The 24,393-nt window shown below is 52.6% G+C and carries 21 protein-coding genes; 8 read left to right on the top strand and 13 right to left on the bottom strand.

Features of this window, described 5'->3' with window-relative positions:
- From NFR90_RS10405 to NFR90_RS10380, 6 genes are all read right to left on the bottom strand, one after another.
- The coding region (locus NFR90_RS10405) for a 4-phosphopantoate--beta-alanine ligase (RefSeq protein WP_251452811.1) at nucleotides 1-482 on the bottom strand (482 nt) is incomplete at its 3' end.
- A gap of 12 nt (nucleotides 483-494) precedes the next feature.
- The gene (gene panB / locus NFR90_RS10400; protein WP_160335666.1) at nucleotides 495-1,307 is read right to left on the bottom strand and encodes a 3-methyl-2-oxobutanoate hydroxymethyltransferase; all 813 of its coding nucleotides are present in this window, start codon (nucleotides 1,305-1,307) and stop codon (nucleotides 495-497) included.
- Nucleotides 1,276-1,827, bottom strand: a complete 552-nt coding sequence (gene folK, locus NFR90_RS10395; protein ID WP_160335667.1) for a 2-amino-4-hydroxy-6-hydroxymethyldihydropteridine diphosphokinase — start codon at nucleotides 1,825-1,827, stop codon at nucleotides 1,276-1,278. The genes panB and folK overlap by 32 nt, the downstream gene beginning before the upstream one ends.
- Nucleotides 1,824-3,458 (bottom strand): polynucleotide adenylyltransferase PcnB, encoded by a 1,635-nt coding sequence (gene pcnB / locus NFR90_RS10390; RefSeq protein ID WP_251452809.1) that lies wholly within the window; start codon nucleotides 3,456-3,458, stop codon nucleotides 1,824-1,826. The genes folK and pcnB overlap by 4 nt, the downstream gene beginning before the upstream one ends.
- A gap of 21 nt (nucleotides 3,459-3,479) precedes the next feature.
- Entirely contained in the window at nucleotides 3,480-4,175 is a 696-nt protein-coding gene (locus NFR90_RS10385; protein ID WP_251452807.1) for an HAD family hydrolase, read from the bottom strand.
- Nucleotides 4,176-4,880, bottom strand: coding sequence for an HdaA/DnaA family protein (locus tag NFR90_RS10380; RefSeq protein ID WP_251452806.1), 705 nt, complete (start codon nucleotides 4,878-4,880; stop codon nucleotides 4,176-4,178).
- Between the two features lie 159 nt (nucleotides 4,881-5,039).
- On the opposite strand from NFR90_RS10380, the gene NFR90_RS10375 reads away from it, so the two are divergent.
- Together NFR90_RS10375 and purM are read left to right on the top strand one after the other, a co-directional pair.
- Nucleotides 5,040-5,489 (top strand): DsbC family protein, encoded by a 450-nt coding sequence (locus NFR90_RS10375; RefSeq protein ID WP_160335671.1) that lies wholly within the window; start codon nucleotides 5,040-5,042, stop codon nucleotides 5,487-5,489.
- A 170-nt stretch (nucleotides 5,490-5,659) separates the two neighbouring features.
- A complete protein-coding gene (gene purM, locus NFR90_RS10370; protein ID WP_251452804.1) occupies nucleotides 5,660-6,694 on the top strand; it encodes a phosphoribosylformylglycinamidine cyclo-ligase in 1,035 nt (344 codons plus the stop codon).
- Nucleotides 6,695-6,753: 59 nt separating this feature from the next.
- On the opposite strand, the gene NFR90_RS10365 is transcribed toward purM, so the two are convergent.
- Nucleotides 6,754-8,556, bottom strand: coding sequence for a M24 family metallopeptidase (locus NFR90_RS10365; protein ID WP_277612816.1), 1,803 nt, complete (start codon nucleotides 8,554-8,556; stop codon nucleotides 6,754-6,756).
- A gap of 228 nt (nucleotides 8,557-8,784) precedes the next feature.
- On the opposite strand from NFR90_RS10365, the gene NFR90_RS10355 reads away from it, so the two are divergent.
- Both NFR90_RS10355 and NFR90_RS10350 read left to right on the top strand, forming a co-directional pair.
- Nucleotides 8,785-10,056: a M20/M25/M40 family metallo-hydrolase gene (locus tag NFR90_RS10355; protein WP_160335674.1), complete on the top strand. Its 1,272-nt coding sequence runs from the start codon at nucleotides 8,785-8,787 to the stop codon at nucleotides 10,054-10,056.
- 240 nt (nucleotides 10,057-10,296) lie between these two features.
- Nucleotides 10,297-11,811 carry an alanine/glycine:cation symporter family protein gene (locus NFR90_RS10350; protein ID WP_251452801.1) on the top strand — a complete coding sequence of 505 codons (1,515 nt, stop codon included), beginning with the start codon at nucleotides 10,297-10,299 and terminating at the stop codon, nucleotides 11,809-11,811.
- Nucleotides 11,812-11,866: 55 nt separating this feature from the next.
- Here the strand turns inward: NFR90_RS10350 and miaA are convergent, their stop codons facing one another.
- Nucleotides 11,867-12,793: a tRNA (adenosine(37)-N6)-dimethylallyltransferase MiaA gene (miaA, locus tag NFR90_RS10345; RefSeq protein WP_160335675.1), complete on the bottom strand. Its 927-nt coding sequence runs from the start codon at nucleotides 12,791-12,793 to the stop codon at nucleotides 11,867-11,869.
- A complete protein-coding gene (mutL, locus tag NFR90_RS10340) occupies nucleotides 12,793-14,667 on the bottom strand; it encodes a DNA mismatch repair endonuclease MutL (protein WP_251452798.1) in 1,875 nt (624 codons plus the stop codon). The genes miaA and mutL overlap by 1 nt, the downstream gene beginning before the upstream one ends.
- Nucleotides 14,668-14,823: 156 nt before the next feature.
- On the opposite strand from mutL, the gene NFR90_RS10335 reads away from it, so the two are divergent.
- The 3 genes from NFR90_RS10335 (at nucleotide 14,824) to NFR90_RS10325 (ending at nucleotide 18,018) form a co-directional block, all read left to right on the top strand.
- A complete protein-coding gene (locus NFR90_RS10335) occupies nucleotides 14,824-15,471 on the top strand; it encodes a VTT domain-containing protein (RefSeq protein ID WP_160335677.1) in 648 nt (215 codons plus the stop codon).
- A gap of 112 nt (nucleotides 15,472-15,583) precedes the next feature.
- A complete protein-coding gene (locus tag NFR90_RS10330; RefSeq protein ID WP_160335678.1) occupies nucleotides 15,584-16,234 on the top strand; it encodes a VTT domain-containing protein in 651 nt (216 codons plus the stop codon).
- Nucleotides 16,235-16,539: 305 nt separating this feature from the next.
- Entirely contained in the window at nucleotides 16,540-18,018 is a 1,479-nt protein-coding gene (locus NFR90_RS10325) for an FAD-dependent oxidoreductase (protein WP_251452795.1), read from the top strand.
- Nucleotides 18,019-18,134: 116 nt separating this feature from the next.
- Here the strand turns inward: NFR90_RS10325 and NFR90_RS10320 are convergent, their stop codons facing one another.
- From NFR90_RS10320 to tkt, 3 genes are read right to left on the bottom strand one after another with little or no spacing between them, the layout of a single operon-like run.
- Nucleotides 18,135-19,334 (bottom strand): phosphoglycerate kinase, encoded by a 1,200-nt coding sequence (locus tag NFR90_RS10320; RefSeq protein WP_160335391.1) that lies wholly within the window; start codon nucleotides 19,332-19,334, stop codon nucleotides 18,135-18,137.
- Nucleotides 19,335-19,386: 52 nt separating this feature from the next.
- Complete coding sequence (gap, locus tag NFR90_RS10315) at nucleotides 19,387-20,400, bottom strand: type I glyceraldehyde-3-phosphate dehydrogenase (protein ID WP_160335392.1); 1,014 nt, start codon at nucleotides 20,398-20,400, stop codon at nucleotides 19,387-19,389.
- Nucleotides 20,401-20,403: 3 nt separating this feature from the next.
- A complete protein-coding gene (gene tkt, locus NFR90_RS10310; RefSeq protein WP_251452792.1) occupies nucleotides 20,404-22,422 on the bottom strand; it encodes a transketolase in 2,019 nt (672 codons plus the stop codon).
- A 183-nt stretch (nucleotides 22,423-22,605) separates the two neighbouring features.
- Here tkt and NFR90_RS10305 point away from each other — a divergent pair, with 183 nt between their 5' ends.
- A complete protein-coding gene (locus tag NFR90_RS10305) occupies nucleotides 22,606-23,316 on the top strand; it encodes a 16S rRNA (uracil(1498)-N(3))-methyltransferase (RefSeq protein ID WP_251452790.1) in 711 nt (236 codons plus the stop codon).
- Here NFR90_RS10305 and NFR90_RS10300 read toward each other — a convergent pair.
- Nucleotides 23,313-24,176 (bottom strand): transglycosylase SLT domain-containing protein, encoded by an 864-nt coding sequence (locus tag NFR90_RS10300; protein WP_160335395.1) that lies wholly within the window; start codon nucleotides 24,174-24,176, stop codon nucleotides 23,313-23,315. The genes NFR90_RS10305 and NFR90_RS10300 overlap by 4 nt on opposite strands.
- Nucleotides 24,177-24,393 lie beyond the last annotated feature (217 nt).

Below are 24,393 nucleotides of genomic sequence, written 5' to 3'. Positions count from 1 at the left end.
TGCTCTACCATCTTCTGAATAATACGAAGCTGCTGATAGTCTTTCTTGCCAAAAGCGGCTTTGTTCGGACGAACGATCGAAAAAAGCTTCATCACGACGGTGGCGACCCCGGTAAAGAATCCCGGACGATAAAACCCTTCAAGAATGTCAGCGAGCTTCGGATCCGGCTGAACGGTAAAAACCTGAGGCTCGGGATACATGTCTTTTTCGCTCGGCGCAAAAACAATATCCACAACGCCCTGCGCTTCGAGTTTGGCACAGTCCTCTTCGAGCGTACGGGGATACTGATCAAAATCCTCGTTCGGTCCGAACTGCAGACGATTGACAAAGACGGATGCGACAACCGTGTCGCCGTGCGCTCCGGCGGTTTTCATCAGCTGCAGATGGCCGTCATGGAGATTTCCCATCGTCGGTACTAAAACAATGTTTTTCTTATCCGCAAGCTCAACCTGAAGATCTTTAATGGTATGAACAACTTTCATGACGTCCGTTTCCTAAAAAGAGTGCTGATCAGTCGGGAACTGTCTGCTTTTCACCGCCTGAACATAGTTGGCTACAGCCTGCTGAATGGAAGAAGCGCCTTCCATAAAATTCTTAGAGAACTTCGGCTTGCGGCCGGGGAAGATGCCGAGAATATCCTGGAGCACGAGCACCTGACCCGACGTTCCGACACCGGCGCCGATTCCGATCGTCGGGATACGGAGCTCTTTGGTGATCTTCGAGGCGATCTCGGCGGGAACCATTTCAAAAAGCACCATGTCCGCGCCCGCTTCCTGAAGCGCCATCGCTTCCTGATAGAGCTTTTCTTCGCCGCTTGCGGTTTTGCCCTGCACATAATATCCGCCGATCGCGTTGACCGACTGAGGCGTAAAACCGATGTGCGCGCAAACTGGAATACCAATCTGCTTTAGGCGGCCAACGAGCGGACAAACTTCAAGGCCTCCCTCAAATTTCACCATATTGGCGCCCGCTTTCATCAGCTTGACCGCGTTGCGAACCGCTTCGTCTTCGTTCACAAGGTAAGAGCCGAAATTCATGTCGGCAAGCACGAAGGCGTTTTTGTTTCCGCAGGCGACGCAGGCGGTGTGATACGCCATGTCGTCAATTGAAACCGGAATCGTGGTGCCGTGACCCTGAACTGTCATGCCGAGAGAGTCTCCGATCAGCATGATATCCACGCCCGCTTCATCTTCGAGCGCAGCGAAAGTCGCGTCGTAGCATGTCAGCATGACGATCGGTTCGCCCTCCTGATGCATCTTTCTGAGCGTGCCGAGCTTAACCGGCTTTCGGGTTTTGTTTTCTTCCATGAGTACATTCTCCGTTGAGATTGAGCCACTGCTTAGGGCTCTTGTATTTTTGGATTCTCTGATCTTTCACATCCGCTAAATAATCCGCGGCTTTTGTTTTGGCAGTTATCTTACACTGCGGCGCCGCTTCATTTAGAGGCACAAGGACAAACGCGCGTTCTGTCATTCTCGGGTGCGGGAGTATGACAAAGGGATCATCACTGACTTCTTCACCATAGAGAAGAAGGTCGAGATCAACGGTACGCGGCGCGTTGTGAACACCCGCGGGTCTGACGCGGCCGAGTTCGTTTTCGATACGGAGGAGTTCTGTTAAAAGCGCCCTTGCGCCCATCTCTGTTTCGATTACAAGAACGGCGTTTAGATAATCCGGGCCGCTCGAGTCGATCGGCTCAGTGCGGTAAAGAGAAGAGACCGTGCGGAAGCTGACTGAATCGAGCGCACAAATTCTTAAAACGGCTTCGGGGAGCGCTTTTTCAGGCTCCCCGATATTTCCGCCCATTCCAATCACGGCGATCGTCATTCTCGGGATCTTCCGCCTAAAAGTGCTGATCTCTGCGGCGCTCTGCGGCGTCTGACCGTTCTCGGCGCACTCGGCTCGTCAGAAAAAGCTTCGGACTTTTCGGCTTCTGAAACTTTCGCCTGAGGCTTTGCCTCGCTCTTCGGTTTTGCGGCCGGAGATTTTCGTTTTGCAGCCGGTTCCTGAATAGTCTCCACAGCGGGAAGCTGCGGCGGTTCAGCCGCTGCGGCCGGCTCTTGGGGCTCGACGCTTTCGCTCTGCAGAGCGGCATTCGCGGGCTGAGAACCCGTTTTCTTCTTTCTCTTCCTTCTCGTCTTCTTCGGTTTGTCCTCTGCTCCTTCCTCTTTTGCAGAAGTCTTCCGGACACGTGCTGCGCGCTCCATTTCCTGAATCATGATGTGGCGGTCATCCTCGGAAGCGCTCTCAAACGCGGTCCACCAATCCGCCAGCTCATGCGGCACCTCGCCGCTCGAAGCTCGGATCAGCAGAAAGTCGTACGCTGCGCGGAATCGCGGGTGATTCAAAAGACGGAACGGAAGGCGGCCGCCTCTGCGCTCGAACTTAGGCTGAAGCTTCCAGATTTCCTGCATATCATTGATAAAGCGTCCCTGGACACCGACCATCACAGGGCTGTGGCTGACTTCGGCGGCAGCCTTTTCCCAGCACTGCGTCATGCTCTTAGCGTTCGAGTTCTTCTCAACATAAGATTCCACATCACGCCATAGGAGTACGGCGTAAAGGAAACTCTGAGAAATGGATCTGCCCTGACGCACACGTGCGTCGCATCGGTCAAGCGCCTTGCGCACAAATACATTCTCCCGCTCTCTCATCAGAAGCTTAAAGATCGGAAGATGCACTTCAATCTTGTACTTCGCCATTAAATCCACACACTGCAGCGCAGCCCCGCTCATCAGCATCTTGAGCATCTCATCGTTCAGTCGGGCCGCCGGAACGTTGTCAAGATACTGCTGCATTTGTGTCATCGGATCCGCGGTTTTCGGATCAATGGTGAAGCCGAGTTTGGAGGCGATTCGAACGGCGCGAAGAATACGAACCGGATCCTCCTGATAGCGAATCTGCGGATCTCCGATCATGCGAATCCGCTTTTTGCGGATATCGAGCATACCGTTGTGGTAGTCCAGCACGTCGCCGCTTGTCGGATCGAAGTACAGCGCGTTTACGGTAAAGTCGCGTCGTGCCGCGTCTTCGTACTGCTCTCCGAAAACATTGTCGCTGATCACTCGTCCGTTCTTATCTTTTTGGACGCCTTCGGCGGTCAATCCGCGAAAAGTAGAAACCTCAATCGTTTCCGCTCCTTTGATGACATGAACCAGACGAAATCTGCGTCCGATGATGATGGCGCGTCGGGTTACCTTGCGCACCTGCTCGGGCGTCGCATCGGTGGCAACGTCAAAGTCTTTAGGCGTATGCCCGATCAGAAGATCGCGGACCGCGCCGCCGACAATGTAGGCTTTGTAGCCCGCCTCCTGCAGCCTTTTGCAGACAGAAACCGCAAACGGGCTGACCTGCCTGAGGTCGATCTTATTTTCTTTATGCGGAATGACCCGCGGCTTGCGCCTGATTTTTCGGGTCCCGAAAAGATTCTGTACTGTCTCAACTATTTGGTCGATCAATTTTTTTCCTCCGCGGGGCGCCTACTGCATTTCATCTTTGGAAAACAAATCCAAAATCTCCCAGCCTCTTGCTTCGGCCGTCTGCCGAAGCAAGTCGTCAGGGTTAGTCGCCACCGCTTTTCCTCCGTTGTCCGCAATGAACTCGAGCAGCGGAAGATCATTCTTCGAATCCGAATAGAACACGCATTGCTTAATGATGTCCGTCGGTTCACCTCGCTCGAGCAGATAGTCCCTCACGCCGGTGATCTTGCTTGCCGCAAAATTTTCTTTCGCGCACCGGCCTGTGAACTCGCCGTCTGGCCCTACCTCAGGCTCCGCACACAGCAAATGATCCATATTAAAAAGCTCCGCGATCGGCTCTACCGGATATCGGTACGAAGCGGTCACCATGACAACTTTAGCACCGCTTCTGCGATAGGCCTCCACGAGTTCAACCGCTTTAGGAAGAATATGCGGTTCAATCAAATCACGCATGTATTCGACTCTGAGCCGATCCAGCTCGCTGCGCGGAAAACTCGCCAGCAGCTGCATCTCAAAATCTTCAAACTTGTGAATATCAAGACAGCCGTTGTGGTAGTCCACGTCAAACTGAAGCCTTTCTTTTCTCAGTGCCTCGCGGCTATCCTCTGCGGCGTGATCCAACAGAGTTTCTGCCCATCGAATAGAACTGTCGACGGGAATAAGCGTCCCGTCTAAATCAAAGAAAGCGTATTTCACTTATTTTTCCTTGGTGTCATCCTGCTGAGAAAGACATTCTTTGATCAGCGGAATCGTAATCGGCCGCTTGGCGGCCATCGCGTAACGATCTAAATTATTAAGAAGCGTGGTCATGCTGTGCATGTCGCGCGGAAGATTGTTCTCCATCCATGAGATCACTTCGTCACTCACGGTAAGGCCGCGATTAGCCGCCCGCTCCAAGATAATGCGCCGCTTGTCTTCTTGAGAAAGCGGGAACAGCTCAAATACCGGACCCCAGGAAAAACGACTTGTCAGATCTTGGCGCCAGCCCTCCGCTTCAAAATCCTTAGGACTGCGGTCGGAAGCCGCGACAAGGTGTGTACCGCTATGCGCGCGGATTTCGTTATACAGCTCAAAAAGCTGATGCCGCTCACTGTCATTCAGGTTCTGAACATCGTCAACGGTGTAAAGGGAGACGCCTTCCGTGAATTTCGGCACGCGCTCCGATTGAGTCGCCAGCGCCTTCAGTAGATGTGTCTTCCCGGCGCCCTGATCGCCCCAGATAAAAAGAAACTGCGGGCCTGTCCCTGAGGCCACTTCGCGCATCGCTTCGATGATCCCCCGGTTTGAAGAAACGCCGAAAAACTCCTCTCCGCCGTCGGCGGGAACGATAAAGTTATCAAGTGTCGGCTTGTTATCCTCAAAAAAAGCCAGAGGAAGCTGTGTTTTTCTTTCTAAATTCATACGTCTGCAAAATTCGTCTTCCTGAATTTTAACCATTCGCAAGGCGTTTCACTAAGGTCCGTACAATTTGTTATTTGCTCAATACGAGAGCCGGACGTCTTCGTTCCGACTGAGATCGTTTTATCGTGGTCGGCATGTGCTAGCAAAAAGGCGGTGAAAATGAATCATCAGTTTAATGAGATGGATTGGCCTGAAGAGACCGCGGTTAAAGTTGTGAAAGGGGCGGGCGACAAGAAACTTGCCGTCTTCATGGATCCTTTCTGCGTGTACTGCAAAAAACTCAGCAAGGAAACGCTTGCGAACATGAACAACATCACGATTTATGTCTATCTTTGGCCGATTCTCGGTGAAGAGTCCGAAGAGATGGCAAGCGCCATCTTATCGAGCTCCAACCGAGCCAAAGCTCTGGTGGACTGGATGAAGTTTGATCAGATGCCCAACGGACTCTCCTCGGAAGCATCCGACCAGATCCTTGATAAAAATCGTCGCTTGGCTGAAAGACTCGGACTGCACGGCACGCCCGCGATTTTCCTCTCCGACGGCAGAGGCCCGTTTACCGCAATGAGCCCAACCGCGCTCGCGGCCAAGCTTTCTACAGAAACCGCCTAAATCGGTTCTGTCCCAAAGCCATCCTCCCCAACGCTAGCGGCACTTGAATCCGCAAGCGCTGCGGAAGATTTTTTCAGTCTGTATTAAGGCTCCTCCGAAATTCGAGTTCCTAAGGGGCTTTATCCGCTAAAATTGCCGCATTACATCCTCACTTCTCAGTACTGCCAGCAATGACTAAACCTCTTTCCTATGCAGACTCCGGAGTCTCTATTGACGCCGGCGATGAATTAGTCGAACGTATCAAACCGCTTGCTAAAAAGACATTGATTCCGGGTGTGCTCGGTTCAATCGGCGGATTTGGTGCGCTCTTTGAAATCTCTAAAGAATATAAGAACCCGGTTCTCGTGACCGGTACAGACGGCGTCGGAACCAAGCTCAAGCTTGCCTTCCTGTTGAACCGTCATGACACTGTCGGCCAGGATTTAGTCGGCATGAGCGTGAACGACATTCTGGTTCAGGGCGCCCGCTCCCTCTTCTTCCTTGATTACTACGCATGCGGCCACTTAGATGTGGACGTCGCGAAAAAAGTGGTCGGCGGCGTCGCACGCGGCTGCGAACTCGCAGGCTGCGCCCTTATCGGCGGCGAAACCGCTGAAATGCCCGGCATGTATCCGCAGGGCGAATACGACCTCGCCGGATTTGCGGTCGGTATCGTCGAAAAGGATCAGATCATCGACGGAACGACGATTAAACCGGGCGACGTTGTGCTCGGTCTTGCCTCCAGCGGCCCGCACTCCAACGGCTTCTCTCTGATCCGCAAGGTTGTGGAAGTCTCCGGAAAATCCTGGGAAACACAGCTTTCGGACGGGAAAACTCTTGCCGACGCCGTTATGGAACCGACCCGTATCTACGTCAAACAGATTCTTGAAGCGATGAAGACTGTCACGATCAAGGGTATGGCGCACATCACCGGCGGCGGCCTTCTGGAAAATATCCCGCGCGTGCTGCCCGAAGGCACACAGTGCGTGATCAAAGCAGGCTCCTGGAAGAGACCCGAAGTCTTCAACTGGCTGCAGCAGGAAGGCCATATCGAAGATCACGAAATGTACCGAGTCTTCAATAACGGTATCGGCATGGCTGTGATCGTCGCTGCTGGAGACGCCGAAAAAGCTAAAGCCGCGCTGGAAAAAGCGGGTGAAACCGTTTACACCATCGGCTGTATCGAAGCGCTCCCCGAAGGCGAAGCGCCCTGCGTCGTCAAGTAATTCAGACGCATTGACCACTTAAAACCGGAGCCCTTCGACTCCGGTTTTTTGTTTAGCGATTAAAACTCTGTCTTTTTCTCAAGCCACGAGAATTCTTCATCGTCCAGGTAAGGACGCAGTCGTTTTCTGCACTCGGCGTAATAATCCCGAATCCAGTTCACTTCGAATTCACTCAGTTTTTCCGCAAGAATCGCCTTGTGCTCAAACGGCAGGAAGGTCATCACTTCAAATCCGAGGAAAGTACCAAACTCCGTCTCTTCTTCTTCGCGCACCGCGATCGAGTTCTCTATGCGGATGCCGTAACGGCCGACTCTGTAAATACCGGGCTCGTCAGAAAACAGCATGCCTTCCTCAAGCGGCGTATTTCGCGCGTAAGGGAACGCAGGCGCATATTCAACGCAGATTTTTCCGGGACCTTCATGGATATTGGATACATAGCCGATGCCGTGACCGGTGCCGTGGCGGAAATTCTTTCCCTTGTTCCACAGATCGGCTTTTGCGATCGCGTCCAAAAGGTCACCGGTGGTTCCGAGCGGGAACTTTTGAGAGGCCAATCGGATGTTGGCTTTCAGCACGTCTGTGTAATCCTCTTTCATTTCTTCAGTCAGCAGACCCAGTGCGACCGTTCTTGTTAAATCGGTCGTGCCGCACTTGTACTGAGCGCAGACATCAAAAAGAAGAAAACCTTCGGCGACCACTTTTTTACTATCCTCTTTACGCGGACGGTAATGAATCACCGCGGCGTTATCCGCGAAACCGACGATCGGAAGATTCGCGGGCTGCAGGTACAGTTCTGAGCGCGCGCGAAATTCATTCAGCTTTTGACCGACGTCGTATTCGGTAATCGTTTCTTTACCGACAGTCTTTTCAAGCCAGCGCATGAGCCGAATAACCGCTGCCGCTTCCAAATCATTCGCCTTATGGATGTTCTCGAGTTCACGCGCGCATTTTTTAGCTTTCAGCGCAGCGGTTAAATCCGGCCTTTCGACAATCTCCACCGTGTCCGGCAGCGCCTCAAAGAGCGCGACCGGTGTCTTATGCGGATCTAAAACAACTTTAGTACCGGCGGCGATATGCGAGAGAAACTTCTCCGTCTCGCGGTACGGAACGAGGAATATTCCGTCCGCATCCAGCCCTTCGGCCTGCTCGGCGGTGACTTTTCTCTGATCCGTCATGAGAAGCGCAATGTCCGGCCCGACCACCATATAGGCATGAAAGAACGGATAGAGCGGATTATCGTGTCCGCGAAGGTTGGTGAGCCAAACCACATCGTCGAGTCCGCAGACAAGCGTCACCGCGCCTTCTCCTGCCGCCTCTCTGAGTTCTTTTCTGAGCGCCGTCAGCTTTTCTCTTCGGGTTCTGACAGTGAATTCCTCTTCAAGCTGATAAAGCGAGTCCTGAGGAATCCTCGGACGATCGGTCCAAATATTGAGGAAGGATTCAAGGTTCAGTTCAAAACGAATATCTCTGCTTTTCATCGCGGATTGGATGTTGCGGAAATTCGCTGTCGACAGAACGCTCGCGTCAAGCGCGAGACAGCCGCCCTGCGGAATATGGTTTCTCAGCCAATCGAAACGATCCGGATCTTTCGGATCTGAAATGCTGTAAAGCGCAAATAGTGTCGCATCCACCTGACGTTTTGCCTGTTCCGTGTAGCGGCCGTCTGTCCAGAACGCCGCTTTATCAGCGGTCACAATCGCCCAGGCGACACTTCCGGTGAAACCGGTAAACCACTGAACGGTCTTCCAATGATCTGCCACGGATTCGCTTTGGTGCGGATCGGTACAGGTCAGATAAACGGCGTCGACTTTCTTCGAAACCATCCATTTTCTTAACGCACTGAGATGTTCTGCTGAATTCATAATCTGTCCGCAAAATAAATCTAAGAATACCGCTAAAAAACGAATCATCTCAGTGTCAGCTTCCAGAGCGGACAAACCCCGAAATCCGAAAATCTTTAGCTGGCGGCTGACACGTGGCAGCGGTTTTGTCAAACCTGGGTTATCTCTATATCGAAAGCGGCAGAAGTCTGAAAGAATGGATAGTTGCTACTTACTTGTTAGCACAAATAACCAGCAAAGGAGAATTTAATGACCGACCCGAAGCCCGTATGCACCGATAAAACAAAGGCCGTCATCGCCGCCTTGCGTGCCGATCCTGTTATCGCCAAAGCGATTCAGCAGTGTGAAGAGCAGCATCAGCAGCGTATCGACGATCAGGTCAAGCTGACAGAAATCCCCGCGCCTCCCTTCCACGAAGAAGTCCGCGCTGACGCCCTGGTAGAAATGTTCAAGCAGTACGGCGTAGAAAACGCGCATAAGGATACGATCGGCAATGTTATCGGCCGCGTCAAAGGTTCCGGAAACGGCCCTGTGCTTGTCATCGGCGCGCACATCGACACCGTGTTTAAAGAAGGCACCGACTGCACCGTCCGTAAAGAAGGAAACGTCTACTACGCGCCCGGCATCTCTGATGATGCGGGCGGTCTTGCCGGCATGCTTCAGGTCATGCGCTGCGTGACTCAGAACAACATCAAGCCGGTCGGCGACATCGTTTTTGTCGGAACGCTCGGCGAAGAAGGCAACGGCGATCTTCGCGGCTGCAAAGCGCTCTTTAAGGAAAAGAACGATTATGACGGCATGATCGCAATCGATTCGGCCAATGTCCACCGCATTCTTCGCGGCGCGGTCGGCTGCAAGCGCTTCCGCATCATCTTTGAAAGCATGGGCGGACACAGCCTGCATAAATTCGGCATCGTGGGTTCTGCCATTCACGGTCTCGCCCGCGCAATCACGATGGTTGACAACCTCGAAGCTCCGCAGGATCCGAAGTGCACGTTCAATTTCGGCGTCATCAAGGGCGGCACCAGCGTCAACGCGATCGCGGCCCGAGCCGAAGCCGAACTCGACATCCGCAGCTTCAACCAGCCCTCTCTCGAAGCGTTCGTCGAGAAAATCCTCGCCACCATCAAACAGGCCTGCGAAGATGAAAACAAACGCTGGAATCTTGAAGGTGAAAATGCAGTCCGTCTCATCATCGAGCAGATCGGCGACCGTCCTGCCGGTATGAACGCTGACGACGCGTCCGTCATTCAGGCCGCTTACGGCGCACTGCTTTCTCTGGACATTTCGCTCGACAAGTACACTCTTGCCGCGACCGACCAGAACGTTCCGCTCTACTACGGACTTCCCGCGACAACGCTCGGCGCAGGCGGCACAGAAGCCAACAACCATGCGTTAAGCGAAAGCTGGGACAGCACCGACGCCTTCCAGGGACCGCAGGTCGCCTTCCTTACCGCCATGACTCTTGTCGGCGTACAGGGCGTGACCGAACCGATCCTTGAAAAAGCCAAACACGAATAAAAATTTCCTCTTGGCCGGCGTTTTGTCGGCCTCAAAATGCAGCGCCTCCTCGGAGGCGCTTTTTTTACGGTTTCTTTTATCGCACTTAAAGTGAACTTTAAGCAGAAATGCCTCGAAAACGGTAAAAATCACCGTATTTACGATAACACCGATAAAAAAAATATCTTTAAGCGAAAAAAGTCAAGATTTTTTGCGTTAATTTATTTTTAAACAACACCAATTACATCATCGGAGTTTTCAATGGAATCCATCGTATCGGCAGTAAACGACGTCGTGTGGTCGCCGGCGCTCGTTTACCTGTGCCTTGGCGCAGGCCTTTTTCTTTCCCTGCGCGGAGGCTTTCTGCAGCTGCGCCACTTAAGGCACATGTGGCAGCTCCTTTTCCAGCCTAAGGACAACGTCACAGGCGTCTCTTCCTTTCAGGCCCTCTCTATGACACTTGCCGGCAGAGTCGGTACCGGCAACATCGCGGGCGTTGCCACCGCGATCACGTTCGGCGGCCCCGGCGCCGTTTTCTGGATGTGGATGGTTGCGTTCCTCGGTGCAAGCTCCGCATTCGTAGAATCCACGCTCGGTCAGATCTACAAAGAAAAGATTAACGGTGAATACCGCGGCGGTCCCGCCTTCTACATCGAAAAAGGCCTCGGCATTAAATGGTTCGCCTGGCTCTTTGCGATTGTGACGATTTTCTCCTGCGGTCTTTTCCTGCCGGGCGTACAGGCTAACGCCATCGCGACCAGCATGGAAAACGCCTTCGGCATCACTCCTGCGATCTCCGCCGGCGCCATCGCGGCTCTTCTCTCCTTCATTGTGTTCGGCGGCTTAAAACGCATCGCGGCGTTCACAACTCTGGTCGTGCCCTTCATGGCTCAGGCCTACGTGATCTTCTCGCTTGTGATTGTGTTCATGCACATCGACATGCTCGATGACGTCGTCTCTCTGATCGTCCGCTGCGCCTTCGGCGCTGACGCGGCTTTCGGCGCGATTGTCGGTATGGCCGTATCCTGGGGTGTTAAACGCGGCATTTACTCCAACGAAGCCGGTCAGGGTACCGGACCGCACGCTTCGAGCGCGGCTTCCGTCAGTCACCCGGTCAAACAGGGTCTTGTGCAGGCCTTCTCAGTGTACGTTGATACACTGCTCGTCTGCTCCGCAACCGCTTTCATGATCCTGATCACGGGCAGCTACAACGTTGTTGGCCCCGATAACGCCAATCTCTTCATCGGTCTTAAAGACGTTGCGACGGGGCCTGCCTACACTCAGGCCGCGGTTGAAGGCTTAATGCCCGGATTCGGTCAGGCCTTTATCGCGATCGCGCTTTTCTTCTTCGCGTTCACAACCGTACTGTCGTACTACTACATCGCAGAAACCAATGTCTGCTACATCAACAGAAAACTGAAAAGCCCATTCCTCTTTGTCATTCTGAAAGTCTTCGTCATGAGCTCATGTATTTTCGGCGCGGTTAAAACCGCTGATCTTGCGTGGGCGGTCGGTGACATCGGTGTCGGTTTAATGGCCTGGCTCAACATCATCGCCATCATTCTGATGCATAAGAAGGCGTTCCTGTGCCTCAAAGACTATGAGAAACAGCTTGCCATCGGTCTTGACCCTGTTTTCCACCCGGAAAAGCTTAGAATCCGCGGCGCCGATTATTGGACAGGCGGCAGAGCCGAAGAAATTCGCGACAAAGAACGCGCGAAACTGAGCAGCGGCTCAAGAACGGATTTGGAAGGCGGAAATATTCTGAACGTCTAAGTCTGTAGTGCTCCAAGAGGCTGCCTCGGCAGCCTCTTTCATTTTCAGAACTTTCTTATAAAGCGGCGTGTGCGGCGCACTCCCATACTTCAAAACTCTTCGGATCCGTCGGATCTAAAAGCTCGGTATCCTTCATCGAACGCATCCATGTCATCTGCCGCTTCGCAAGCTGCCGAGTCGCCGCAATGCCGCTTTCCCGGAACTCATCAAACGTTTTCTTACCGTCGAGGTATTCCCACGCCTGACGATAACCGACGCACCTCATGCTTGCATAGTTTGTCGTAAGGCCGGGAATCTCTCTCAGACGCTTCACTTCATCGATAAATCCCACCTCAAGCATTTGATCAAAACGCAGTGCGATCCTGCGATGCAGCTCGGCTCGATCCGGAGGAAGCAGCGCAAAGGAACGGAGCTTCAAGACGGGCGGCTTTTGATCGGCATAGAAAGAAGAAATCGGTCTCCTCGACATCTCATACACTTCAATCGCTCGCGATATTCTCTGAGTATCCCCGGGTTTCAGGCGCTCGGCCGTCTTCGGATCAACCGTTTTCAGGCGCTCATAGAGCGATGCGAGCCCTTTTTCTTCAAGCTCTTTTGCGACACGGTCACGGACTTCGAGCGTGGTGGTCGGGACTTCGGATAAGCCGTCGCGAATCGCCTTGGCGTACAGCATCGTACCGCCTACGATCATAGGCAGTCTGCCTCTGCCGCGGATCTCTCGAACCAATCGAGTGCAGTCCTCTGCAAACTGAGCGGCTGAATAACTTTCCAACGGCGTGATGATGTCAATTAAATGATGCGGGACTGACGCGAGCTCTTCTGCGGTTGGTTTGGCCGTACCGATATCCATTCCCTTGTAGACGAGCGCGGAATCCACCGAAATAATTTCGATCGGAAGTTTTTTTGCCAAGTCGAGTGCAAACGCGGTCTTTCCGCTTGCGGTCGGACCAACCAGCAAAATCGCGTCGGGTTTCTCGTTCATTATTTGCCCCGCATAAAGAAACTGTCGAGCTCTTTAGCCGAAAGCTGAATCCATGTCGGCCGGCCGTGATTGCATTCGTCCGCTCGGTCGGTCTGCTCCATCTGACGCAGGATCGCATCCATTTCTTCAATGGTCAGGATACGGTTGACGCGTACTGCCGCATGACAGGCCATACGCGCAAGGACTTCATTACGTTTTTCAGTCATGACCGCGCTTTTGCCGAATTGCCGAATGTCGTCGAGGACGTCTCGAACAATGGTCGGACCGGACTGCGCCATCTGTGTGTCCAGGAACTGCGGCGCGCCGCGCAGACTCAGCTGAGTCGGACCCACCGCGCTGAGTTCAAGACCCAAGCGCTCAAGCTCCTCGCGGCTCTCCTCAAACACCGCCATCTGCTCGGCCGTGATCGTAAACACGAGCGGAATCAGCTGCGCCTGAATCGGCATATTTCGTTCGTCAAAACTCTTTTTCAGGCGCTCATAAAGGATGCGCTCGTGGGCGGCGTGCATATCGACGAGCACCATGCCCTGGGCGTTCTCGGCAATAATAAAGGTACCGCATACCTGTCCGACGGCCCTGCCCAACGGCTGCGGACCCTGAGGAAGGCTCTGATCGGAGTGATAAACCGCGGAAAGTCCCTGTGTTTCCGTCCTATCGACGCGCATTGCCGCAATCGTTGTCGGAAATGGTTTTGCGCTCGAAGAATGGGGACGCGACCCCGGAGAAGCAAAGTCTAAGAAAGCTTCCAAAGAACGCGCGGTCCCCTTGTGCGCGGCAGGCTGCGGAGGAAAGTCCGTGCGAGCAGTATGCTCAAGACGATTGACTGCCGACGGATCTTTTTGTTCGACAATCTCACCGCTGGAAGGATCCACAATAGTGGTTCGCGCAAGCGCTTCTTCCACCGCATGGAATACAAACTGATGAATCGCCTGTGAGTCTCTCAAACGAACTTCACTCTTTGTCGGATGGACATTGACGTCCACTCGTTTGGGATCCATATCCAAAAACAGGCAGTAGCTCGGCTGGCTTTGTCCGTGCAGCACATCGTTATAAGCCTGACGTACCGCATGGGAGAGCACTTTATCGCGTACAAAACGACCGTTAATGTAGAAATACTGGTTGTCCGCTCTTGCCCTTGCGGCGGTTGGAAGACCGACCCAGCCGTAGAGATTACCGATCGGCACAGAAGCGTCCACCGCCCGATGCGCGTCTCTAAAGTCTTTGGGCATAAGCCTTGAAAGGCGTTCCTCGGTTCCGGAAGCAGGCAGATTGATCACAGACTTGCCGTTCACAATCACACTGAAAGCGATATTCGGATAAGCGAGCGCGATCCGCTCGATGCATGTAAGACAGTGTGCAAGTTCCGTGGATTCACTTTTAAGGAACTTTCTGCGTGCCGGCGTCTTATAGAAAAGATCACTAACTTCAATGCGGGTTCCATGTGTTCCGGATGCGGGAGAAATTTCTCCGTCCATTATCGAAAAGGCGTCCGAGCCCTCGACCCTTGAAGTGAGTTTAAGATCCGCGACACTGGCGATAGACGCAAGCGCCTCGCCTCTAAACCCTAACGAAGCGACAGATTCCAACTCATCCAAATCGCGTACTTTACTCGTCGCATGACGCTTTACCGCAAGCGTCAGTTCTTCGCGCGGGATACCGCATCCGTCGTCCGCAACGGAGACGCGTTTGATGCCGCCTCCGTCCAGCCGCACTTCGATTGAAGTCGAACCCGCGTCGATCGCGTTTTCCACAAGTTCCTTCACAACGGACGCAGGACGGTCCACTACCTCTCCAGCAGCGATCTGGCTCACGAGCTGATCGGAAAGTTCACGAATTCCGCGCCCGGTGTATATATTTTTGGCTGTATTGTTCATATGATTATTTTAGATTTTCGGCGCTTTGACGCAACCAATTAATCTGTTTCGCTTTATTCATTTTCGTCTTTAATTTCCTTGTTTTGGGCCTTTCCGGCGCCGATTCTCCTTCATCTTTCTAAAATTATTTTCGGATGATTGTTTGAGCATGAAGAGATGGATTTTTTATCGGTATTTCTGGAACTTTTCCGAAACAGCGACCAATTTATCGCGCATATGGCTGCTCAGTACGGCGCCTATGTTTATTTATTCCTATTCACCGTCTACTTTCTTGAAACCGGTGTCGCAATCTGCGCGCTTCTGCCGGGAGACTCTCTGATCTTTGTAACGGGCGCTGCGGCTGCCGCAGGAATCCTGAACCCTGTCGCGGCGTTTTTCGCGATCGCGCTTGGCGCCTGCGTGGGCAACACTGTCGCTTACGGACTTGGTTACTGGCTCGGCAATAAAATTTACGACGGGTCGATTAAGTGGATCGATCAGGACTCCATGGCGAAGACAAAAGCGTTCTTTGCCAAGCACGGTAATCTGACCATCCTGCTTGCTCGATTTGTGCCGATAGTTCGGTCCTTTGCGCCGCTCGTCGCCGGTGCGGCCAAGATGAATCGACTGCGCTTTGAAGCGAGTGGAACACTCGGCGCCGTTCTCTGGGCCGGGATTATCGTGACGGCCGGTTACCTCTTCGGAAACATCCCGTTCATCAAAAACAATCTGTCGCTCATCCTTGTCGGCGGTATTGTGCTGGGACTCGCGCCCTTTGTGATCGGCTTTATTGTCAAAAAGTGGAGACAGCATCCGGACCGCTAGACTTCAGCGAAAGGCCGAAACCTCCCTAGGTTCTTCCCGTATGCGGCAATGAAACCCCTTGGGATACTGTAGAATCACTTGTTTCATGAGTCAGTCTGCCTTTTTGAATAACATGGATTTTTTCTCTCTTGCTTTAGAGCTGTTCCGCAACGCCGACCACTTTATTTTTTACATTGCCGAGAACTACGGCTGGTGGGTCTACTTTGTCCTTTTCTCGATTTTCTTCAGCGAGACAGGGCTGGTCATTGCGGCTTTTCTTCCGGGAGACTCTCTGTTATTCATCTCCGGCGCCGCAGCTGCGGCGGGCGCGCTTGAAGTATCGACGCTGATTCTTCTCATTACCCTCGGCGCGATCCTCGGCAACACACTGAACTATTACATCGGCTCTTGGCTTGGCAATAAGATTTATGACGGCTCCATCAGCTGGATTGATCAGTCCGCCCTTCAGAGAACTCATGACTTTTATGAAAAGCACGGCGGGAAAACTATTGTTTTAGCGCGTTTTATCCCGATCGTTCGCTCTTTTGCCCCCTTAGTCGCAGGCGCTGCCAAAATGGAAATGGGCAAATTCCAGCTCTACAACTGCACCGGCGCGTTTCTTTGGGTCACATCTATCGTCGGCGCGGGCTATCTGTTCGGCAACATCCCGTTCATCAAAAACAATCTCTCCCTGATTTTGATTGTCGGCATCCTCGCTGCGCTGGTACCTTTTACTTTCGCAGTTATTGTGCAGTTTGTTCGCAAAAAAATCCTGCAGAAATAAAAACATTTCCAGATGCGAAGACCCGGGCAATGTCCCGGGTTTGTTTTTATCCAGACCTCTGAAAAGAAATTATCGGGCTAAACAGTACATCTTTTCTTTCGGAACCAAAACGCCTGTTCGTTCGGTCAGACGAACGCTTTCAGCAATTCAAATCAAATCGAACAAACCCGTTGAGGCTCTTAAAAAGCGTGAGTATTTCTGAGCTCATTCTTATAATTTAATAATGCATCTCAAATGCATTCCGGAAGCTCTGTGGGAGCTATCCGACGGTCTACATAATTAAAAAAACTCTCAAGGAACTTGAAATGACGAAATTCAAAACGCTTTCGCTTTCTGTTGTACTAGCCTGCCTTCCCTTTGCAGTCTCCGCAGCTGATATCGAAAAAATCAACACCGATGTTGTCGTGGTTGGATCAGGCGGAACGGGCTTATCTGCTGCCGCGTCGGCCCATCAGCACGGCGCTAAAGTACTTCTTATTGAAAAGCAGGCATTTGTCGGCGGCAGTTCCGCACTTGCAGGCGGCGCTATAGCGGCGGGAAACACAAACCCGCAGAAGCGAGCCGGTACGCAGAATGTTTCAGATGACGGTTTCGTCAACATTTGGATTAAAGACCAGGATCGCTCCTTCCCGGGCGCCGATGAAAGCATGCCGGATGAAGCCCGCATGCATAAGATCATTAATGAATTCGACAAGACCGTCAACTGGATGGAAAAGGATATCGGCCATAAGTTTGCCGTTCCGCGCCCCTTCGGCTACGGCGGCCCGAATTATGCGCACGCACCGGCAGAATCTCCGATTCCTGCTTCCGGCAGAGGCTCTTCTCCTGCGGGCGGCCGCTTTGTCGTCAAGGCATTCACAACTTATCTCGACAATGCCGGTGTTCCGATCATGACCGGAACTAAGGCTGAAGAATTAATCACGGACAGCAAGGGCAATGTCGTCGGCGTCAAAGCCATGAAAGGCAAACAGCCAATCGAAATTCGTGCAAAAGCCGTTATTCTCGGTACCGGCGGATTTGCCAGAAATAAAGAACTCCTTGAAAAATTCGTTCCTTCCTACGCACCCTACACGGATGTGTCCAATGCGACGCCCGGCGCCACCGGTGACGGCATTATCATGGCTCAGAAAGTGGGCGCCGCAGGCTTCAAAGACGGCTGGGTCATGGGTATCAGTCCGGTTTCTACAAAGAGGGAACTGAACAATACCTTCAGAACCAAGAATGTGTACAAAGATGACGTCTTTGTGAACCAGGACGGAAAACGCTTCGTTAAGGAAGACCTGCCTTACATTGTTGATCCGATCGCCAATCAGAAAGCCGCTTGGGCAATCCTGGACAGCAAAGACACGAATAAGGCCGCTCTGCTTGCCAAATACAACGATCCGGAAATCGTTGTCAGCGGTAAAAACTGGGAAGAGCTCGCCAAAGCGATGGGCGTTCCCGCTGCTCAGCTGAAAGCCACGATGGATCAGTACAACCAGGCCTGCAAAGACAAGAAGGACCCCGTTTTCGATAAAAATCCTGAATTCCTGGTTCCGTTCGAGCAGGCTCCTTTCTACGCAGTTCGTGTCATTCCGTCAACGATGGGAACCATCGGCGGTGTCAGAACCAATGACAAGTTCCAGGTTCTTCGTGCGGACGGCTCCGTGATCAAAGGCCTCTATGCGGGCGGTGAAACAGCCAACAGACCTTTCTACCGCAGAGTCTATACATCCGGAACCGGTCTCGGACTGGCCTACACCTCCGGCCGCATCGCAGGTGAAAACGCCGCACAGGAAAAATAATCTTCCCCTGACCGGATAAGCTAAACCCGCTCTCTAACACCTCCTGAGAGCGGGTTTATTCGTTTCGAAAGACATTAAAAAAACCGGGACAAGCCCGGTTTCTGTTCTAGAACGAATTACTTCGTTCTTTCCTGCAGCGCTGCAATCGCAGGAAGCGTCTTGCCTTCGAGGAACTCGAGGAACGCGCCGCCGCCGGTGGAAATGTAGGAAACCTTGTCGGCAACCTCGAAAACTTTAGCCGCAGCAATGGTATCGCCGCCGCCAACGATCGAGAAAGCGCCGTTTGCGGTCGCATCTGCAATGTCCTTAGCCAGGTTGCGAGTGCCTTCCTTGAAGTTGTCCATTTCAAAGACGCCGAGAGGACCGTTCCAAATAATGGTCTTGGCTTCTTTGATGTACGGTTCAAGCAGCTTGCTGGTCTTCGGGCCGATGTCCAGAATCATTTCGTCGTCTTCAATATCATCGAGATCGCAGATACGGAAGCCGGCGTCATAGCCGATGTGGTGCGCAACCACGACGTCAATAGGAAGCGGAAGATGCCCGCCCTTCTCTTCCATGATCTTCATCACGGCTTTGCATTCGTCAACCAGGTCCGGTTCGGCAAGCGACTTGCCAATCTTGTGACCCTGCGCCAAAAGGAATGTGTTGGCGATACCCCCGCCCACAATCAGAGTGTCAACCTTCGGAGCAAGGTTTTTAAGAATGGTCAGCTTGGTGGAAACTTTTGATCCGCCGACAACAGCGGTCAAAGGATGCTTGGCTTCAGCAACCGCTTTCTTCAGCGCATGGATTTCTTTGGCAAGCAGAGGACCCGCGACGGCAACTTCCGCTTCTCTGGCAAGGCCGTCAGTAGTCGCCTGCTCACGGTGCGCGGTGCCAAACGCGTCATTGACATAAATATCACAGAGCGCAGCCATCTTGGCGACAAGTTCGGGGTCGTTCTTCTTTTCGCCCACGTTGCCGCGGCAGTTCTCTAATACCACCACTTCACCGGGCTGAATGTCCACACCGTTGAGCCAATCCTTCTCAAAGCGAATCGGCATGCCAAGCATGCGGCCGAAGTGCTCGGCGACTTTAATCAGACTGTCTTCTTCCGTCAGAGCGCCTTCTTTCGGACGGCCCAAGTGAGAGCAGACCATAACAGCGGCTCCGCCTTCAAGCGCCATCTTAACCGCGGGCATCGACTCTCTGAGACGATGGTCGTCAGCGACGTTGCCTTCGGCGTCACGCGGCACATTCATGTCGGCACGGATGAAAACGCGTTTTCCGCGCAGGGCGTCTTCCTTGAGAAGTTGTTCCAATGTTCTAACTTGCATACTTTTCCTTTTGCAAAAGGCCCCGTAAACGGGGCCTCGAGATAATCAAAGATTACTTGGCGTTGTACATCGCAACAGCGGTGTCGAGCATTCTGCAGGAGAAGCCCCACTCGTTGTCATACCATGCGACCGCTTTAACCAGTGTTCCGTCAATGACCTTTGTCAGAGTTGAATCGAAGATCGAAGAGAAAGAAGTATGGTTGAAGTCTGTGGAAACCAGCGGAAGTTCGTTGTAGCCGAGAATGCCTTTGAGCTCGGCGCTTTCGGAAGCTTCGCGGATGATCTGGTTGACTTCTTCAACGGTTGTCGGACGAGCGGCCTGGAATGTCAGATCAACAACGGAGACATTCAGAGTCGGAACACGCATTGCATAACCGTCAAGCTTGCCCTTAAGTTCGGGGATCACCAGGCCGACAGCCTTAGCGGCACCGGTCTTGGTCGGGATGATGTTGTGCGCGGCGGCTCTGGCGCGGCGAAGATCCTTATGCTTCACATCGGTAAGAACCTGGTCGTTTGTGAACGCGTGAATCGTTGTCATCATGCCGTCTACAATACCGAGCTTGTCTTTGAGCGGCTTAACAAACGGGCACATGCAGTTGGTGGTGCAGGAAGCGTTGGAGACAACCACGTCGCTGGCTTTCAGAACGTCCTGGTTCACGCCGTAAACCACTGTCGCATCAACGTCTTTGCCGGGAGCGGAGATCAGAACTTTCTTGGCGCCCGCTTCGATATGCTGCATCGCGCCTTCTTTATCACGGAACGCGCCTGTGCATTCGAGAACGATATCTACGTCAAGATCCTTCCAGGGAAGCTTCTTCGGATCGCGCTCGGAGCACATGAAAATGCGGTCGCCGTTGACAACAAGATGGCCGTCTTCCCAATAAACATCGCCGTTGAATTTGCCGTGCGCGGTGTCAAACTTGGTCAGATGAACGGTCGCTTCAGGCTTGGCGGTGTCGTTAATGGCAACGATCTTAACGTCAGGCCACTTGTTTTCTTCGTAGAAAGCACGAAGTACATTGCGGCCGATTCTGCCGTAACCGGTGATGGCAACACGAATTGTCATATCTTATTTCCCTTGATTAAGTAGTTGCTGAACAGTGGCCACGACATTGTCGACCGTGAACCCGAAAAGTTTAAAGAGCTCACCGGCAGGAGCCGATTCGCCGAATGTATTCATACCGATAACCGTTCCGGCACCGCGGATGTATTTCCACCAGATGTCGGATGTTGCCGCTTCAATCGCGACAACCGGCTTGCCTGCGCCGAGAACAAAATCTTTGTATTCCTGCGGCTGACGATCAAAGACCGTTGTCGAAGGCATCGATACCAGACGAGTCTGGATGTTCATCGCAAGAAGCTGCTTGCGGGCTTCAGCAGCCAGCGCAACTTCGCTTCCGCTTGCAAGAAGCGTGACCTGAACGGAGGCGGCTCCTTCAGGCGCTTCAAGCATGATGTAGCCGCCCTGAGCCATCTCATCGGCATTGTATTCTTCGCGCTCCACGAACGGAAGATTCTGTCTGGAGAGAATGAGCGAAGTCGGACCGTCTTTGCGCTCAATCGCGCTTGCCCAGGCGGTCAGAGTTTCACAGGTGTCGGCAGGACGCCAAACGTCCATGCCCGGAATAATTCTGAGGCTTGCGGTGTGTTCGACAGGCTGATGCGTCGGACCGTCTTCGCCCACACCGATCGAGTCGTGCGTAAAGACAAAGATGGAACGAATCTTCATCAGAGCGGCCATTCTCAGTGCATTGCGGGCGTAGTCCGCAAAAGTAAGGAATGTCGCGCCGTAAGGAATAAAACCGCCGTAAAGCGCGATACCGTTCATAATGGCGCACATTCCAAATTCGCGGACACCGTAGTTAATATGACGGCCGAGCATATTGTCAGGCCTGAGCGCCTGAACGCCTTCCCAGTTGGTCAGGTTCGAACTTGTCAGGTCAGCCGAACCGCCAAGCAGTTCGGGAAGCGCCGGAGCAAAAGCGTTAAGCGCCATCTGACTTGCTTTGCGGGTTGCAACCGTCTTGGCTTCGCCTGCAGCCTGAACGATCGCGTCAAAAACGATGTCATCCCAGTTTTCAGGAAGTTCACCGCTGAGACAGCGTTCCAGTTCAGCCGCTTTTTCCGGATACCGGGCGCGGTATGCGTCGTATTTAGCCTGCCATTCGTCTTCCATGGCTTTGCCGGCCGCTTTGGCGTTCCAGGCGTCATAAATTTCCTGAGGAATTTCAAAGGGACCGTATTCCCAGCCGATCGCTTCTCTTGCTGCGGCGATTTCTTCTTCGCCAAGCGGAGAGCCGTGCGCTTTGTTGGTACCGGCGCGGTTGGGAGAACCAAAACCAATCACGGTCTTGCAGTCAATCAGTGTCGGCTTGTCGGACTTCTTAGCAAGTGCGATCGCGTCGGAAACCGCTTCGACGTCGTGGCCGTCGATCGGACCGATCACGTTCCAGCCGTAAGACTCGAAACGCTCACGAACGTTTTCCGCGTACCAGTTTTCAACCTTGCCGTCGATGGAAATACCGTTGTCATCATAAAGGGCGATGAGCTTATTGAGCTTCCAAATTCCGGCAAGCGAGCATGCTTCGTGCGAAATGCCTTCCATCAGGCATCCGTCGCCAAGGAACGCATAGGTGTAGTTGTCAATAATCGTGCAGTCTTCCGTATTAAATTCTGCTGCGAGCATCTTTTCTGCAAGCGCCATGCCGACTGCGTTGGCAATACCCTGTCCAAGCGGACCCGTAGATGTTTCAACGCCGGGTGTTACACCGACTTCAGGGTGCCCCGGCGTTTTGCTGTGAAGCTGACGGAAATTTTTAAGGTCGTCGATCGTGAGATCGTAACCAGAAAGATGCAGCAGCGCATACTGCAGCATGGATCCGTGACCGTTGGAAAGAAGGAATCGATCGCGGCCGAGCCAGTGCGGATCAGCGGGATTGTGTCTGAGATGTTTTGTCCAGAGGGCGACAGCGATGTCTGCCATACCCATCGGCATGCCGGGGTGACCGGAATTTGCCTTCTGAACCGCGTCCATTGCCAGCGCACGAACGGCGTTGGCCATTGTCTTGCAAGAGACTGATGATGACATGATTTAAAAGAGTTTTAAAAATAAAAAAAGCGCGGGCCGACAGGGCCAGTACCTGAGGTTCGATTTTACCAACTCTCGAGAGTACGAACAAAATTTAATTTTTGGAGGCGTTTGGGATTTTTCCTTAATAATTCGGCAATTGGGTTATCATCACAAAAATTCTGAAAGCTGTGTTAACAATATATGCCTCGTTTTTACGTTCCGTTTCCCGACGCAGAAGTCGGAAAGCCAATTGTTTTACCCTCTGAGTCCGTTCATCACGCGATGTGCGTGCTTCGTCTTCGTCAGGATGACACGGTCGAAGTTTTTAACGGCAGAGGACTTTGCGCTAAAGGACCGATTCACTTTGCCGCCGATTACGCGGAAGTTGTGCCTGAGGAAATTAAACAGTCCGAGCGCGGGTTGCGTCTTATCCTTCTTCAGTCGCTCGTCAGCAATGAAAAAATGGACTGGATCGTAGAGAAAGCCTGTGAACTTGGCTACAGCAAAATTGTCGTCTTTCCCGCTGATCGCAGCGAAATTCGTCTGACCTCGGAAAAAGCCGCAAAGCGTCTTGAGCGCTGGAACAAAATCGCGGTCTCAGCCTGCAAACAGTGCGGAGAAGATTTTCTGCCGGAAATTGTTTTCAAGTCGAGTTTAAAGAGCGCCGCAGAAGAAGCCGAGGGACTGCGAATTATGCTGAGTCCGTCTGCGCAGACCCGCTCTGAAGATGAAGAAATCCGCGCCGTCACCTTTGCTGTCGGGCCCGAGGGCGGTTTCTCCGACGGTGAAATGAACACACTCCTCGGTGCGGGCTTTACAGGAAAGCGTCTCGGCGCGCGCGTCTTAAGAACAGAAACGGCAGCTATCGCTGCCGCTTCCTACGCCCAAACGCTCTGGGGCGATTTTAATTAACCCTGATTCTGAGAATCTCCCGCAAGCGACGGGAACTTCTCAAGCTTCATGTTGGCTGAGTAAGTCGCAAAATCCTTGTGATCCTGATGATCTTCCGGGAATTTGCTCGGACTGCGGGCCTGAATTCTTGCCGCCTGAATTTCTCCGTTTGCCGCCATCTGCAGATGGCTTCTCATCGAAAGAACCTTGCGGCTGTATCCGCCGTCCGTCTTGTGGTTAGCCGCGCCAACATAATATTTGAGCGCGCCCTTGAGTGAGCCGGTTTTATTCAGATATTCCTTAAGAATCTGAGTGCCGACTTCGATACCTGCTTCAATCTCATGAACCGCTTTCACGCCGCCGTACTCTTTAAAGCGCTTGGCATGAACTTTGGCATGAACCTGCATGAGTCCTTTGGCTCCCGCGGAACTGCCGGCATTCGGATTAAATGAAGACTCGGTCGCAATAATCGCAAGAATCAGCAGAGGATCGATATCGTGCTCTTTGCCGGATATGAAAGCCTGATGAACGATTTCAAGTGCATCTTCTTCCGATACCTTGGCATAGTGCTGTGAAATAAACGCGGCCGCGTTTTCCTGCATGCGTTCCAGCACGTCGTCAATCGTCTGACTTGCGGTATCACGCACATCCTGCTCTTCGAATGTGTGGTAACTTAGAGCCTTGATGCGAAGCGGCGCTTCTGCGGCTCTCAGCATCGGCTGAAAGTGTACGGAAGCAGCGCCGACAAGAACAGCACACGCGGCGGAAACACTCAAAAGGATCCTTCTCAGATTCTTTGTTTTATGCTTCGGGCAGTAAGAATTAAAGTCGGAAACCAAGGCGGCTGCCGACTCCTGTTTAACGATCTTTTGTTTAGTCATCCCGTAATAATGCCTCTCAAGATTTGGGTTGTCCAACCGAAATAGGTGTTAATACGTGACTGACTGTTAAAAACTGCTTGTCAGTGCAAGAATAATTATGCCTTAAAAAATACTCGGAAATATGAGACAGATATTCCATGCAGGTTCGACGCACGATATTAATAAAAAATCTGAATAATATCTGCGAAAATTTCTGATAATTGCATGAATTTATTAG

The organism is Parasutterella muris (genome assembly GCF_943193095.1).
GTDB lineage: Bacteria > Pseudomonadota > Gammaproteobacteria > Burkholderiales > Burkholderiaceae_F > Parasutterella > Parasutterella muris.
Note: the sequence above shows the minus strand (reverse complement) of the source record. Positions and strands in the feature narration are given on the sequence as shown.

What these genes read in the sequence shown, in the direction of transcription:
- panB (WP_160335666.1), bottom strand. Translation starts at nt 1,307, where the DNA reads ATGGAAGAAAACAAAACCCGAAAGCCGGTTAAGCTCGGCACGCTCAGA.
- folK (WP_160335667.1), bottom strand. Translation starts at nt 1,827, where the DNA reads ATGACGATCGCCGTGATTGGAATGGGCGGAAATATCGGGGAGCCTGAA.
- NFR90_RS10380 (WP_251452806.1), bottom strand. Translation starts at nt 4,880, where the DNA reads ATGAATTTAGAAAGAAAAACACAGCTTCCTCTGGCTTTTTTTGAGGAT.
- NFR90_RS10375 (WP_160335671.1), top strand. Translation starts at nt 5,040, where the DNA reads ATGAATCATCAGTTTAATGAGATGGATTGGCCTGAAGAGACCGCGGTT.
- purM (WP_251452804.1), top strand. Translation starts at nt 5,660, where the DNA reads ATGACTAAACCTCTTTCCTATGCAGACTCCGGAGTCTCTATTGACGCC.
- NFR90_RS10365 (WP_277612816.1), bottom strand. Translation starts at nt 8,556, where the DNA reads ATGAATTCAGCAGAACATCTCAGTGCGTTAAGAAAATGGATGGTTTCG.
- NFR90_RS10355 (WP_160335674.1), top strand. Translation starts at nt 8,785, where the DNA reads ATGACCGACCCGAAGCCCGTATGCACCGATAAAACAAAGGCCGTCATC.
- NFR90_RS10350 (WP_251452801.1), top strand. Translation starts at nt 10,297, where the DNA reads ATGGAATCCATCGTATCGGCAGTAAACGACGTCGTGTGGTCGCCGGCG.
- miaA (WP_160335675.1), bottom strand. Translation starts at nt 12,793, where the DNA reads ATGAACGAGAAACCCGACGCGATTTTGCTGGTTGGTCCGACCGCAAGC.
- mutL (WP_251452798.1), bottom strand. Translation starts at nt 14,667, where the DNA reads ATGAACAATACAGCCAAAAATATATACACCGGGCGCGGAATTCGTGAA.
- NFR90_RS10335 (WP_160335677.1), top strand. Translation starts at nt 14,824, where the DNA reads ATGGATTTTTTATCGGTATTTCTGGAACTTTTCCGAAACAGCGACCAA.
- NFR90_RS10330 (WP_160335678.1), top strand. Translation starts at nt 15,584, where the DNA reads ATGGATTTTTTCTCTCTTGCTTTAGAGCTGTTCCGCAACGCCGACCAC.
- NFR90_RS10325 (WP_251452795.1), top strand. Translation starts at nt 16,540, where the DNA reads ATGACGAAATTCAAAACGCTTTCGCTTTCTGTTGTACTAGCCTGCCTT.
- NFR90_RS10320 (WP_160335391.1), bottom strand. Translation starts at nt 19,334, where the DNA reads ATGCAAGTTAGAACATTGGAACAACTTCTCAAGGAAGACGCCCTGCGC.
- gap (WP_160335392.1), bottom strand. Translation starts at nt 20,400, where the DNA reads ATGACAATTCGTGTTGCCATCACCGGTTACGGCAGAATCGGCCGCAAT.
- tkt (WP_251452792.1), bottom strand. Translation starts at nt 22,422, where the DNA reads ATGTCATCATCAGTCTCTTGCAAGACAATGGCCAACGCCGTTCGTGCG.
- NFR90_RS10305 (WP_251452790.1), top strand. Translation starts at nt 22,606, where the DNA reads ATGCCTCGTTTTTACGTTCCGTTTCCCGACGCAGAAGTCGGAAAGCCA.
- NFR90_RS10300 (WP_160335395.1), bottom strand. Translation starts at nt 24,176, where the DNA reads ATGACTAAACAAAAGATCGTTAAACAGGAGTCGGCAGCCGCCTTGGTT.